Here is a 12,483-nt window from a genome sequence, read left to right as displayed (position 1 = left end):
CAATGATCGGATGAGACAGGAGTCATCCACGGCAGCTCCCGAGGCGCAGACCCTGCGCGAAGCTGTCGAGCGCGCCATGACCCGCTATTTCGACCATCTCGACGGCGAAGCCGTGACCGACCTTTACCCCATGGTACTGGCCGAGGTCGAAGCCCCTCTGTTGCGCTCCGTCATGGTCTATACCAATGGCAACCAGACACAGGCCTCCAGTATGCTGGGCCTTAATCGCGGCACCCTGCGCAAGAAACTCAAGCAGTACGATCTGATCTGAAGCGGATGCGCCGGCTGGCTCGGTCAGCCGGTCCCATGGATCGCCCTGTTGTTACAATACATGCCACCCCTTCCCGACCACCACGAACAACGGATTCACGCCATGGCCGACGCCTCTTCCGTTTCCGCCACGACGCCCGTGCGTCGCGCACTGATCAGCGTCTCCGACAAGACCGGTATCGTCGAATTTGCACGTGCCCTGCGCACTCGGGGCGTTGAACTACTCTCTACCGGCGGCACCTTTCGTCTGTTGCGCGACAACGATATCGAAGTTACCGAGGTCTCCGAATACACCGGCTTTCCAGAGATCATGGATGGCCGCGTCAAGACCCTGCATCCGCGTATTCATGGCGGCATCCTGGGCCGGCGTGGTGAAGATGACGCGGTCATGAAAGAGCATGATATCCCGCCGATCGACATGGTGGTGGTCAATCTTTACCCTTTCGAGGCAACCGTGGCCCGGCCCGATTGCAGTCTCGAAGAAGCGATCGAGAATATCGATATTGGCGGACCTACCATGGTGCGAGCCTGCGCCAAGAATCATGCCTACACTACCATCGTGGTGTCGTCCGACGATCATGCCAGAGTGCTCGAAAGCATGGATCGTCATGAAAATGGCGTCGATGCCTCCCTGCGATTCGATCTTGCCGTGCGCGCCTTTGAGCATACCGCCGGTTATGATGCAGCCATCTCCCGCTATCTGGGACGCCGGGTGGAAGAAGACGACATGCCACGCACCTGGACCACCCAGTACTACAAGCGCCAGAGCATGCGCTATGGTGAGAACCCGCACCAGCAGGCGGCCTTCTATGTCGATCGAGAAGCGCCTGAAGCTTGTGTGGCCACCGCCGAGCAGTTACAGGGCAAGGCCCTTTCCTACAACAACGTGGCCGACACCGATGCCGCGCTCGAGTGCGTCAAGAGTTTCGATGATGCTGCCTGCGTCATCGTCAAACACGCAAACCCCTGTGGGGTCGGGATCAGTGTCGAAGGCAGCCTTGCTCAGGCCTATGAACTGGCTTTCGCGACCGATAGCGAGTCTGCCTTTGGTGGTATCATCGCCTTCAACCGTGAACTGGATGGCGAAACGGCCCGCCGAATTGTCGAACGCCAGTTTGTTGAAGTCATCATTGCTCCCCGTATCAGCCAGGCAGCACGCGAAGCTGTGGCGGTCAAAAAGAACGTGCGCCTGCTGGAGTGCGGTGAGTGGCCGAACGAACGCACACCGGATGTCGATTACAAGCGAGTGAGCGGCGGCCTGCTGGTGCAGAGTCGCGACATTGGCACCATCCGGCGAGAAGATCTGAAGGTGGTCACCGACCGTGCGCCCAGCGAACAGGAGCTTGATGACCTGCTCTTTGCCTGGCGGGTCGCCAAATTCGTCAAATCCAATGCCATTGTCTATGCCCGTAACGGCCAGACCGTGGGCGTCGGTGCCGGTCAGATGAGTCGGGTCAACTCGGCACGCATTGCCGCGATCAAAGCCGAGCAGGCCGGGCTCGAAGTGCGTGGCTCTGTCATGGCATCGGATGCGTTCTTTCCCTTTCGGGATGGGATCGATAACGCCGCCGCCGTCGGTGTCACTGCCGTGATCCAGCCGGGTGGCTCGGTGCGCGATGAGGAAGTGATTACCGCCGCCAATGAAGCCGGCATGACCATGGTCTTTACCGGCATGCGCCACTTCCGGCACTGACAACCCAGGCATCCGTGCTGACAACGGCCCCGCTACGGTGTAACGGGGTCGTTGTCACTGGCGGGAGACTCTCCCATCAGCGCCAGGAAATTGTCCTGCGCTACCCGTTGAGAGGTGGTCTCTTCCAACGCATCAAGAAAGGGACGAAAACCGTTGAGCATGCGACTCATCGGTGCGAAATGCCCCACCAGATCGCTGCCGAGCATGAAACGTGTCGGATATCGCTCGACCAGCGCCACCCAGGGTTCACGCGCCTCTCCCTGTTGATCCAGCAGATAGGGATGCAGCACGCTCCATGAAAGATCGACATAAAGATTGGGATAACGCGCAAGCAGCTGCGCTACGGTGGCATTGAGCCAAGCCAGCCGTCCATGCTGACGGTTAAGCATTTCACTGGTACCGGCATGTGCCCAGATAAAGGTCGTTCCGGGGTGTTCGGCAAGAGCGCGCTCGAGTTCCGGCAGATAGCGAGGGGAAGCGGCCTCCATGGAGGCGATGTTGCTATGCAGCAGTACCGGCAGATGGTGACGCCCCGCCAGGGCATAAACTGCCATCAGCGCCGGGTGATCGGCACGTGCCGGCTCTCCCTCGGTCAGTTGGCTGAGCCTGTCGTGACGCGTCAGGATTTCGCCAATGCCACGCCAGAGTCCGGGATAGAGCGCCAGCAGTTGCGCAATCTGCTCACTGGCATGGCGATCGGTCGGGTTGAAACCGGAAATGAACGGATAAAAGCGCTGCCGCACTTCAGGCGAAACGCGGGAGAGCTCTGCCGCCAGCCGATAATCGGTCGCCGAATACCAGTACAGCACCGGCTCATCGCCATCGAGCGCCCGAGGAGGATGCGAAGACTGCGTCGACCACTTGCGATTGACCGCCAGGCCCATCAGTTGCGCCCGTCCCACGCCGGCATGATCCATGGCCTCCAGTAACGCCTTCAGTCCGTCACTACGCTGAAAGAAGTCTACATAGTGCAGATGACTATCGGTATAGCGTTCGCTCGCAGCCGTAGAAGGCACGGCATTTCCCAGCAGACCGATCAGAAACACCAGCATGGGCCGATAATTGAGAACATCATGACTGATGGACCACTGCCTTCTCATATGCCTCCCTCGCGCTTTCTCTACGTTACCCCTGCAACATACAACAACGGCGGCACCGAAGTGTCGCCGTTGAACGAGAAGGCGAAGCTTTAAAGCACCATGTCAGGCATGCATGTGGGGATGTCGATCCCCTGATTCCTGCGAACGCGTACAAAACCGACATTGCAGAGTATCGCTATGCCCTGCCGAATTCTGCCTTTCAGCAGTCTGCTGGAACAGACGACGCCACGAGGCACTGTGTGCCAGCACTGCTACGGCATGAATCATCGGTGCAATCAGCGAAACCAGACCACTGATCCATGGATCACGAGTCAGAGCAAACATGATGCCAAAAGCCAGGGCAAAATGAATGGTACCCAGATTCATGCGATTGATCATGAGCGCCTCCCGTAACTGGTTTCGCCACCATTAAACCGGCGACCGTTTTATCAACCTGATCACAGTCTATTAAGGCACGGTGTCATTTGCAACCCCGGTTAACTCAATACACGCACGTTGTCTTTCACAACCAGGGACAGCTCTCGGTCACCCCATTGAATTCACACTGCTCGGCTTGAATGTGCAAACCGGGGTGACACTGCATTAAAAAAGGGAAGCCCTCATGGGCCTCCCTTTTAATACGAGAGCACTCAAACGCGAGTGCGATGACTGATCAATACATCAGACATTGATATTCATGCAGAGATATTTGGTCTCCATGAACTCTTCAAGTCCATACTTTGAACCTTCACGCCCCAGGCCGGACTCCTTCATGCCGCCGAAGGGCGCTGCCGCGTTGGAAATCAGGCCCTCGTTGATGCCGACAATGCCGTATTCCAGCGCTTCCGCCACTCGCCAGGTACGCCCCAGATCGCGTGTATAGAAGTACGAGGCCAGCCCGAATTCAGTATCGTTGGCCATGCGCACGCCCTCTTCTTCACTTTCGAAGGAGAACACCGCTGCCAGCGGGCCGAAGGTCTCTTCGCGAGCCACCTTCATATCGGGACGGGCACCATTGATCAGGGTTGGCTGGAAGAAGCGGCCGCCCAGTTGCTGGTGGCGACGCCCACCGATCATCAGTTCGGCCCCTTTGGAAAGCGCATCCTCGATATGGTCGCTCACCTTCTCGACAGCATCTTCGTTGATCAGGGGGCCGATATTGACACCTTCCTGCATGCCATCACCCACCATCAGATCACTGTTCATGGCCGCTGCCAACTTCTCACAGAAGGCATTGACCACGCCGGACTGCACCAGAAAACGGTTGGTACAAACACAGGTCTGCCCCGCATTACGAAACTTGGCCGCCATGGCGCCCGCGACAGCAGCATCCAGATCGGCATCATCGAATACGAGAAATGGCGCATTGCCTCCCAGTTCGAGCGACACCTTCTGAATGTGCTCGGCAGCCTGACTCATCAGTTTGCGCCCCACGGGCGTCGAACCGGTAAAGGTAATCTTGCGGACCAGGTTTGAGTGGGTAAGCGTTTCGCCGATTTCACGGGCATCACCCGGCAGCACGTTGAAGACGCCCCGGGGCACACCGGCCTGCTCGGCCAGCGCTGCCAGCGCTGTAGCAGACAACGGCGTCTGCTCTGCCGGCTTGACCACAAATGTACATCCTGCCGCCAACGCCGCCGCGGCCTTGCGCGTGATCATCGAGGAAGGGAAATTCCAGGGCGTGATGGCGCCGACGACTCCGACCGGCTGTTTGGTTACCAGAATGCGCTGATCGCGCTTGGCGCCGGGGATCGTATCGCCATAGGTGCGCCGGGCCTCCTCGGCAAACCAGCGCATGAAGCTGGCAGCATAAACAATCTCGCCTTCAGCCTCCTTGATCGGCTTGCCCTGCTCGAGCGTCATCAGGCGACCGAGATCCGCCTTGTGCTCCAGCATCAGTTCATACCACTTCATGAGGATGTCGGCACGCTCCAGCGCCGTGCGCGCACGCCAATCGGCAAAAGCCGCGTGGGCCGCCTCGATGGCTCTCTCGGTTTCGACCCGGCCCAGCCGTGGCACCTGAGCGATAACTTCGCCGGTAGCGGGATTATCCACATCGATCTGTTCACCGCTATCCGCAGCGACCCAATTGCCATCGATATAGGCAAAGGGGCGATACAGGTTCTTGTCGGAAAGAATGTCCATGCGGCTCTCCCTGTCCAATAGTGTATGCCTTTACGGTCAGCTTATTCCCGAAGGATGGTGGCTGATCCAGCGCTGCGCCAGTTGATATTGCCTCGCCAACACCCTGTTCGAAAGCATTCTGCGGCTAACGATCAATGTCCCGGGGCCGATCGCTCGTGACAACGACGCCCTAGCGGCCCACCAGATTGAGAAACTCGTTACGGGTTGCCTGGGACTGACGAAAATCACCGAGCATGACCGAAGTCTTCATGCTGGAATTCTGCTTCTCGACGCCACGCATCATCATGCACAGATGACGCGCCTCCACGATGACGCCCACGCCGCGAGCATCGGTCGCCTCGACAATGGCATCGGCGATCTGTCGTGTCAGCTCTTCCTGGATCTGCAGACGTCGTGCATACATATCGACGATACGGGCAAACTTCGAAAGCCCCAGCACCTTGCCATTGGGCAGATAACCGATGTGGCACTTGCCGATGAACGGCAGCATGTGATGCTCACACATCGAGTAGAGCTCGATATCCTTGATCAGCACCATCTCATCGCTTGATGAGGTAAACACGGCGCCATTGACGACCTCATCCAGAGACTGCTGATAGCCGCGTGTCAGAAAGCCCATGGCCTTGGCAGCACGCATCGGCGTTTCGCGCAGTCCTTCGCGATCCGGGTCCTCCCCCAGACCTTCAATAATGGCGCGATAGTGATGCGAGAGTTCTTCGCTCATGCCCGATCCCTGTTACTGAAGCACCAAATGATGACACCGCTTCCGGAACCACCATTCAGAGAAAGCATCGATTCTAACCCGGCAGAGGGGCAGATGCAGCGTCGACCTGCCTTCATGCCAGCCAGTTGGGCTGTTGCAGGGCCACACGCTGTTGTTCAAGTGTCCGAATATGCTGATCCCAGTAATGTTCCTCACTCAGCCATGGGAAGGCACGCGGGAAGGCCGGGTCTTCCCAGCGCTCGATCAGCCATGCGCTGTAGCGCAGCAGTCGGACTGTTCGCAGCTGCTCGATCCAGCTCAGCTGGCGACGATCGAAGTCGCAGTATTGTTCATAGCCCTCGATCAACTCACTGACCTGTTGCTGCCACTCCATGGGGTCACTGGCCGAAAGCAGCATCCAGAGATCCTGTACCGCTGGGGCCATGGTGCAGTCATCGAAATCAACCAGCGCGAAGTGCTCATCCCGCCCGAGGATATTGCCGGGATGGCAGTCGCCATGCACCCGCTGCAGGGAGCTTACCGGCCAGGCCTCGACCGGCAGATGGTGCAACAATTCTCCGGTAATGCGTTCATAGGCGCTGCGCTGCCGGCGGGTCAGCCAGCCCTGCTCAAGCACCCGGGTGCGGCTCTGTGAAGCGACGGTTCCCGGCGAAAGCGTGGCGCGATGCATGAAAGGTCGCCTGCTGGCCACGGCATGCATCTGACCAATGGTTTCCCCCAGCGCAAAAAGATGTGCCGGATTATCCAGCTCGGGCGGTTGGCCGGAGAGTGCCTTGAAAAGAGCAAAGCGATACCCCTCATGCTCATGCAGGGTCTCACCATGCTCGTTGTGCCAGACCGGACCGATGCTGACTTCCGCCTCCTCGAGCTCATCAAGGAAAGCGTGCTCCTCGAGAATGGCTTCATTATCGAGCCGTCCTGGACGATAAAACTTGGCAATGAACCGCCGGCCCTCTTCATCGCGCCAGTCGAAGACCCGATTTTCATAGCTATTGAGCGCAAAGGGCTCGCCTTCGACGCGTAACCCCTGCGATTCGATGGCCGCCACGATGCGTTCAGGTTTCAGGGCCTCGAAAGGATGCGTCTGCGCTGTTCGAGCCATGGGTCTCGCTCCTGCTGAGGTTCCGAGAACCCAGATTAACAGATTCGATGATCACGAGAGGGCGTGCGCGCCACGGCAAGCACACTGATTTTACTGGCCCCGGCATCGCGACAGGCCTGCGCCAGCGACGCAAACGTCGCCCCGGTCGTCATGACATCATCAAACAGTATAACGGTCTCGGGCAGTGCATACGGCACACGAAAGGCCCCTGCGACATTGCGTCGCCGGGCGCGGCGATCCAGATCGCGCTGGCTGGGCGTCGCTCGCAAACGCTGGGCCTCGAGCAGTTGCCAGCCGCGCCGGGCCGCCAGTTGCCGTGCCAGCCAGGCTGTCTGATCAAAGCCACGCTCACGCGCTCTGCTGACATGCAGTGGTACTGGCATCAGCACGCCGACAGGCGCGGCAAACGACAGACTATCGAGCCCCTCATCCATCAATGCTGCCAGCAGATGTCCGGCACGACGATCAGCCTGAAACTTGAAACGTTGCATGGTGGCCGCGATATCCCCTTCATACCGCCATGGCACATGGGTTGCTTCAAAAGGGGGTGGCGATTTCAGACACCGTCCACAACGACGCGATTCATTGACCTTTAGCACATCGCCACATTGCAGACAGGCATGACGATGATGCGGTAACCCGGCATAACAGGCCCGGCACCATGGCTTCCCGGCAGCCGCAGGCCCCAGGCAAAAGGCACAATATCCCGGCAACAGACGCCGCACCCAACGCTCCAGCCACAGCCACCCGCGTTCCCGCAACAATCCTGTCCCTCGGCCTTTCATGCCTGCTCTCATCCCATGGTGTATTCCTTCAGGCCTGATAGCCCTGGACGTTCTGAATATCGACCTGATGAAGCACATCTGAAACGAGGGCATTGACTCGGGCGCCCGGAACTCTAGAATATGGGCGCGCTGCGGATGTGGTGGAATTGGTAGACACGCTGGATTTAGGTTCCAGTGCCTTTATGGCGTGGGAGTTCAAGTCTCCCCATCCGCACCACCTAATTCCTTTATTTTCAATGACTTAACGCATTGGAAATGACCGGAAAAGGGCTGAATATGGTCGGTTTTGGGCCCTTTTGGTCAGCTTTTTGGTCAACATTTTGATGCCGCCTCGAATCCTGCTGAGCGGCATTCTTTCCCCGCCTTTCCCCGCTTCCTCTTCCCGGCACCGTAGCTAGCCGATCTCGCAGCTCAGAAACAAGGGATTTTAAGTCCCTTGCGCCTACTGATATTCGCTGTTGGATAACAGACCTAGGGTATTAGCCCGGCGGATTTTGAATCCGTTTCGGGACATTTCTACGGCCGCGCTTGCACGCCGGTTGCCTTCAGAAACAGTAGGTTATGGCTTTCCGTTATTCGCATGATGCTGGCTGGTCGCAGCCAGTCTGCGACCAAATTGCGACCTTCGGAAAGAAAACTCTTGCACATGTTCGCGATCACGAACATAATTAGAGTCGTAGGGTGCGAGATGAGCTCGACCCGCCTCTAATAGAGAGACACCATCATGACTACTTACCTCAGCAACGCTATCGCTAACTCTACTTCGCTCGAGCAGGTTGTCGAATATGTTAACGAAGGCACCTGCGAGGGTATGGAAGGTATCGAATTCTCCTCTGACATGCTTGCCGGACAATATGCCTGGTCAGCTGCAAAGGAAGGCTGTGACGATGAAATCACCGAAGAGAGCATCGAGGGCCAGTTAGAGTTCCTGCGCGAGGCCGGCGGCGTATTCAACGAGCAAATCGCAGTTGAGCACGCCATGAAGATTATCGCCGCTGATACCGAGTAATCCTCGCGCACTATCTCGCCCCAGCCAAGAGCTGGGGTTCTCTTCGGAGCTTTACCATGTCGCATGAATACGAATACCTGGGTCAGCCCATCAATAAAACCGCTGCTCGGGTTCTATCGCCCGGCGAGGCTTATACTCCCCAAACCCGTGCGCTGATGCCGCGCTGGAAGATGCCGCCGCAGACCCGGGTAGTTCCATCAGGCATGCCGAATCTGACAGGCATGAAGCGCGGCAGGATGACAGTAATCGGCTTGCTGGCTGATGAGAGCAAGAAAGCGAAATGGGTGGTGCGTTGTGTATGTGGCTGGTACGAAACGCGCTCATCGAAAGCAATCCGCAACCCGAAAAACATGCAGGAGCGCTGCCAGGAATGCAGGCATTTGGCATATTTGCAACGCAACGAGACGTGGCGACGCACCGGGAAAAACATGGACCATCAATAAAAGCGGCCCACTCATGAACGGAAAGGAGTTACAGGCGCTGCGCAAAATGCTGATGCTGGATGTCAGCGAAGCAGCAAGCCATGTAGGGCATGTATCGAACCGGACATGGCAATACTGGGAGGCTGGGCGCAGTCGAATACCTGTAGACGTTGAGATGGAAATGGAAGTGCTGAAACAAAAGCGCGCCGAGCGGATCAATCACATCGAAGCAAGCATGGAAGGCGTTCCCTTCGAAGATTGGGATAAGGCGTTATCACTGAAGTTCTATCAGCGTTTCGAGGACTACCAGGCCGAGCACCCTGAATCGACGTTAGTGGACTGGCGCATCGATCAGGCCGTGGCGGCATGGTTCTTTGCCGATGGTGTTGCGCAGCTGACCTGATGGAAGTGGCTATTCATTGATTCTCTGCCGAACAGGCAGGGCGCCCGGAATTCGTTCGGGCGTCCATCATCAATGGAGCCGATATGAACATCATGAACAACGTCATGGGCAAGGTTTCACCGCGCTATCGATCGCTGAGCCGGTGGTGCGAGAATTATGTGGAGATCCTTTCGATGAAGGATCTGTCACCCAAGACGATGACCTGCCGCCGGGCAAACATCAACAATCTGATCGAACATCTTGGAGATATGGCCGTCGCCCAGATCCAGCCGATGCATGTGGCCCGAGCAGTGCGCGCCGTCACCGATTCCGGTCGCCCTTACGCTGCGAAGAACATGCTCAAGGAAGCCAACAGCGTGTTTAATGAGGCGTTGCTGGCTGGCTGGGCACTGACCAATCCGGCGGCGCATCTGAAACCCCTCAGGCCACAGCCCGCCCGCTCTCGACTGTCGCTGGAGCAGTGGCAGCGCATCTACCGGCATGCTGAAGTGCACGGACAGGGGTGGCTCACGCATGCACTGCGGTTGGCACTGCTCAGCGGTCAGCGCCGGACCGACCTTGTGAACCTGACGTTCAAGCATGAATGGGATGGCCATTTGCATGTTCATCAGCAGAAAACCGGAGAGCGCATCGCCATCCCGACTTGTCTTGGCCTAAATGCCATCGGCATGACGCTGGCCGATGCGCTGGAAGAATGCCGCCGGTATCACCAGTCAGGCACACACCTGCTGCGCAAGAAAGGGGGTAAGCAGCTAGGCGCGGCGTCGCTCTCTACCCGTTTCGCCGAAGCTCGCGATCACGTTATCGCGCCGGGCGAATGGCGCGGCAAGATGCCGGCCACCTTCCACGAGATTCGCTCACTGAGTGAGCGGCTGTACCGTGACCAGGGTGTCGATACCATGACGTTGCTGGGCCATCGAAGTCAGAAGACTACAGATGGCTATAACGATGATCGAGGGCTGACGCATGGCACATGGCGAACGGTCGAGATGAGCAGAGTCAGTGAAAGCGCCGAAAAGCGATAATCTTTTATCGGCTGTCTTTGAGCCGGTTGCTGCGCACGTCTAGTCGCTCAACCGGCCATCCTTCCTTCAAATACTGCAGACCTCCCCGGTACTCTGGATCTCCCGCATCCGTGCAGGCCCAATCCCATCGATGCGGGTCAGATCGCTGACGCTCTGCCACGGCCGTCCATCAATAATGTCCTGCGCACGTGCTGGGCCGATATTCGGCAGCACATCCAGACGCTCAGCTGAGCTGCTGTTCAGATCGATGCAATCGGCCGCTGACCCACTGGAATCACCGCTGGTTTCGGACGAAGAGAATCCAGGCTTTGCATCTCCGATCGTGAGATAGATCGGAGCATGGTCCGACACCGTACTACGTCCTTCTTCGTTCGTGATCCCCAGCAGTTTCGGATACTGCACGATTCCGTTGCCAGTCACGTCGAGTGCGGTCGAGTCGTACCAGAAATTGTCATAGAGATGCGCATACTGGCCGTCTGTCTCACTGAGCGTCGATGCCCCTGACGTGATGGCCGGCTGTGCGCCCTGCTCGCGCAGCGGCTGCCAGGCAGCGTTATCGGGCGACAGATTGAAATCGCCGGTAATGATGCGCGGCGTGTCCGGATAGACCTCGCTCATCCACTGCCAGATGCTCGCCAGCTCGCGTACCTCAGGCGTACGATCAGACCGGCTATCGCCATAAACGATGTGCACCGCCGCCATGGCGACAGTCTGCCCGTCGTCCTTATCACGGAATTCTGCGAGGTATGGCTCACGTGCGAACTCGTCACCCGGGTCCATGTAAACGGCCGCACCCTTCGTGTACTCGACCACGCTGTCACGCCACAGATACGCGTAGCTCTCCTGATAAGAGCTGCGTCCCACCTCATGGGATGTCATTGAGCTCCACTGCTCGCCGGTCTGCTGCTCAAGCTGATGCTCGAGTTGAGTGACAGCATCAGAGTTCATGACCTCTTCGAGCGCCCAGAGATCCGCGCCCTGGGCGATCTGGGCCACTCGATCCAGTTGCTTACCGTTGTCCCAGCCGAGGTGTTGGAGATTCCACGATCCGATTGTCATGTCGGCCGCAACCGGGCCTGTCAGTGCTATTGTTGCCGCCAGCGTCAGACCAGTGGCGGCGGATCTCACTCGGGTCATGCCTGTCACTCTTGGAGATTAAGTCGTGCACGATACCTGCATGACCCACCAAACAAAAAACCCCGACCAAGACGGCCGGGGAATTACTTCGAATGGGTGCCTATAGACACGGCGCCTTATCGGCAACCGCGCATATATCTTGAACCGGAATCCCCTTCTACCGGGACGCCAGCAGGATCATGGTAGGGCTATGCCGAGCATTTCATGCACATCGTCGTTGAGACATTCATAAGCATATCGGCATAGTCTGCCGCTTATGGCATCATGTCGCTTTTCAGAGTGCCGGTATAGATGCGCGCCAAGATCATCGCGACAGCAAAGAACGATGCGGCCAAGCCACTTCGGTTCATGTTCGTGGGTGGTATCGCCACCCTCGTCCACATGTGCGTTGCGGCAGCAGTGCTCTCAGCGCGCCCTGAGTCCTCAGCATTTCTGGCCAATGTCATCGCATTCGTCGTCGCATTCCTCGCTTCTTTCTATGGTCATCGACATCTAACATTTTCCACACGCGGGAGCATGCGGCGCTTCTTTATCGTCGCCGTGGCCGGCTTCGCGCTCAACAATGTCATCCTATCTATTGGTCTAGCACTCTCCGCGCCAAAGCTCATCGCAATCATCATCGCCACCGCATTCGTGCCAGTGCTGACTTACCTGGCATCATCAATGTGGGCATTCAAAAAGAAATAAGA

14 protein-coding genes and 1 tRNA gene are annotated in these 12,483 nt (G+C 57.7%); 8 read left to right on the top strand and 7 right to left on the bottom strand.

What is annotated here, in order from left to right; translation table 11 throughout:
- The first annotated feature begins 10 nt into the window (after positions 1-10).
- Entirely contained in the window at positions 11-271 is a 261-nt protein-coding gene (fis, locus tag FY550_RS07025) for a DNA-binding transcriptional regulator Fis (RefSeq protein WP_407657386.1), read from the top strand.
- A gap of 102 nt (positions 272-373) precedes the next feature.
- On the top strand, positions 374-1,963 hold the full coding sequence (purH, locus tag FY550_RS07020; protein WP_070977224.1) for a bifunctional phosphoribosylaminoimidazolecarboxamide formyltransferase/IMP cyclohydrolase: 1,590 nt from the start codon (positions 374-376) through the stop codon (positions 1,961-1,963).
- 32 nt (positions 1,964-1,995) lie between these two features.
- Here purH and FY550_RS07015 read toward each other — a convergent pair whose 3' ends face one another.
- The 6 genes from FY550_RS07015 to FY550_RS17235 form a co-directional block, all read right to left on the bottom strand.
- Entirely contained in the window at positions 1,996-3,063 is a 1,068-nt protein-coding gene (locus FY550_RS07015) for an amidohydrolase family protein (RefSeq protein WP_233350293.1), read from the bottom strand.
- 102 nt (positions 3,064-3,165) lie between these two features.
- Positions 3,166-3,441 carry a DUF2061 domain-containing protein gene (locus FY550_RS07010; RefSeq protein WP_070977221.1) on the bottom strand — a complete coding sequence of 92 codons (276 nt, stop codon included), beginning with the start codon at positions 3,439-3,441 and terminating at the stop codon, positions 3,166-3,168.
- Between the two features lie 282 nt (positions 3,442-3,723).
- A complete protein-coding gene (locus FY550_RS07005) occupies positions 3,724-5,187 on the bottom strand; it encodes an NAD-dependent succinate-semialdehyde dehydrogenase (RefSeq protein WP_070977217.1) in 1,464 nt (487 codons plus the stop codon).
- Positions 5,188-5,356: 169 nt separating this feature from the next.
- The gene (gene folE, locus FY550_RS07000; RefSeq protein WP_149054439.1) at positions 5,357-5,911 is read right to left on the bottom strand and encodes a GTP cyclohydrolase I FolE; all 555 of its coding nucleotides are present in this window, start codon (positions 5,909-5,911) and stop codon (positions 5,357-5,359) included.
- Between the two features lie 112 nt (positions 5,912-6,023).
- A complete protein-coding gene (locus tag FY550_RS06995; RefSeq protein ID WP_070977214.1) occupies positions 6,024-7,013 on the bottom strand; it encodes a serine/threonine protein kinase in 990 nt (329 codons plus the stop codon).
- Positions 7,014-7,048: 35 nt separating this feature from the next.
- Positions 7,049-7,798: a ComF family protein gene (locus FY550_RS17235; RefSeq protein ID WP_070977211.1), complete on the bottom strand. Its 750-nt coding sequence runs from the start codon at positions 7,796-7,798 to the stop codon at positions 7,049-7,051.
- 131 nt (positions 7,799-7,929) lie between these two features.
- Between FY550_RS17235 and FY550_RS06985 the strand changes: the two genes are divergently transcribed.
- The 5 genes from FY550_RS06985 (at position 7,930) to FY550_RS06970 (ending at position 10,657) form a co-directional block, all read left to right on the top strand.
- A tRNA-Leu gene (locus tag FY550_RS06985) sits at positions 7,930-8,015 on the top strand.
- 507 nt (positions 8,016-8,522) lie between these two features.
- Entirely contained in the window at positions 8,523-8,807 is a 285-nt protein-coding gene (locus tag FY550_RS06980; protein WP_070977207.1) for a hypothetical protein, read from the top strand.
- Positions 8,808-8,863: 56 nt separating this feature from the next.
- Positions 8,864-9,250: a hypothetical protein gene (locus tag FY550_RS16850; RefSeq protein WP_168169281.1), complete on the top strand. Its 387-nt coding sequence runs from the start codon at positions 8,864-8,866 to the stop codon at positions 9,248-9,250.
- A 13-nt stretch (positions 9,251-9,263) separates the two neighbouring features.
- Positions 9,264-9,632, top strand: coding sequence for an Aca2/YdiL-like domain-containing protein (locus FY550_RS16845; protein ID WP_070977201.1), 369 nt, complete (start codon positions 9,264-9,266; stop codon positions 9,630-9,632).
- An 83-nt stretch (positions 9,633-9,715) separates the two neighbouring features.
- Complete coding sequence (locus FY550_RS06970; RefSeq protein WP_070977197.1) at positions 9,716-10,657, top strand: phage integrase central domain-containing protein; 942 nt, start codon at positions 9,716-9,718, stop codon at positions 10,655-10,657.
- Positions 10,658-10,723: 66 nt separating this feature from the next.
- On the opposite strand, the gene FY550_RS06965 is transcribed toward FY550_RS06970, so the two are convergent.
- Positions 10,724-11,794 carry a helix-hairpin-helix domain-containing protein gene (locus tag FY550_RS06965; RefSeq protein ID WP_233350292.1) on the bottom strand — a complete coding sequence of 357 codons (1,071 nt, stop codon included), beginning with the start codon at positions 11,792-11,794 and terminating at the stop codon, positions 10,724-10,726.
- Between the two features lie 291 nt (positions 11,795-12,085).
- On the opposite strand from FY550_RS06965, the gene FY550_RS06960 reads away from it, so the two are divergent.
- A complete protein-coding gene (locus FY550_RS06960; protein WP_070977194.1) occupies positions 12,086-12,481 on the top strand; it encodes a GtrA family protein in 396 nt (131 codons plus the stop codon).
- The last annotated feature ends 2 nt before the right edge of the window (positions 12,482-12,483 follow it).

Origin of the sequence: Kushneria phosphatilytica (genome assembly GCF_008247605.1) — a bacterium.
Taxonomy (GTDB): domain Bacteria; phylum Pseudomonadota; class Gammaproteobacteria; order Pseudomonadales; family Halomonadaceae; genus Kushneria; species Kushneria phosphatilytica.
Note: the sequence above shows the minus strand (reverse complement) of the source record. Positions and strands in the feature narration are given on the sequence as shown.

Excerpts from the sequence above, each read along its gene's own strand:
- FY550_RS06960 (WP_070977194.1), top strand. The coding sequence starts at position 12,086 with ATGCGCGCCAAGATCATCGCGACAGCAAAGAACGATGCGGCCAAGCCA.
- FY550_RS06965 (WP_233350292.1), bottom strand. The coding sequence starts at position 11,794 with ATGACCCGAGTGAGATCCGCCGCCACTGGTCTGACGCTGGCGGCAACA.
- purH (WP_070977224.1), top strand. The coding sequence starts at position 374 with ATGGCCGACGCCTCTTCCGTTTCCGCCACGACGCCCGTGCGTCGCGCA.
- FY550_RS07015 (WP_233350293.1), bottom strand. The coding sequence starts at position 3,063 with ATGAGAAGGCAGTGGTCCATCAGTCATGATGTTCTCAATTATCGGCCC.
- FY550_RS07010 (WP_070977221.1), bottom strand. The coding sequence starts at position 3,441 with ATGATCAATCGCATGAATCTGGGTACCATTCATTTTGCCCTGGCTTTT.
- FY550_RS06995 (WP_070977214.1), bottom strand. The coding sequence starts at position 7,013 with ATGGCTCGAACAGCGCAGACGCATCCTTTCGAGGCCCTGAAACCTGAA.
- FY550_RS16845 (WP_070977201.1), top strand. The coding sequence starts at position 9,264 with ATGAACGGAAAGGAGTTACAGGCGCTGCGCAAAATGCTGATGCTGGAT.
- FY550_RS17235 (WP_070977211.1), bottom strand. The coding sequence starts at position 7,798 with ATGAAAGGCCGAGGGACAGGATTGTTGCGGGAACGCGGGTGGCTGTGG.
- FY550_RS07005 (WP_070977217.1), bottom strand. The coding sequence starts at position 5,187 with ATGGACATTCTTTCCGACAAGAACCTGTATCGCCCCTTTGCCTATATC.
- FY550_RS16850 (WP_168169281.1), top strand. The coding sequence starts at position 8,864 with ATGTCGCATGAATACGAATACCTGGGTCAGCCCATCAATAAAACCGCT.
- fis (WP_407657386.1), top strand. The coding sequence starts at position 11 with ATGAGACAGGAGTCATCCACGGCAGCTCCCGAGGCGCAGACCCTGCGC.
- FY550_RS06970 (WP_070977197.1), top strand. The coding sequence starts at position 9,716 with ATGAACATCATGAACAACGTCATGGGCAAGGTTTCACCGCGCTATCGA.
- FY550_RS06980 (WP_070977207.1), top strand. The coding sequence starts at position 8,523 with ATGACTACTTACCTCAGCAACGCTATCGCTAACTCTACTTCGCTCGAG.
- folE (WP_149054439.1), bottom strand. The coding sequence starts at position 5,911 with ATGAGCGAAGAACTCTCGCATCACTATCGCGCCATTATTGAAGGTCTG.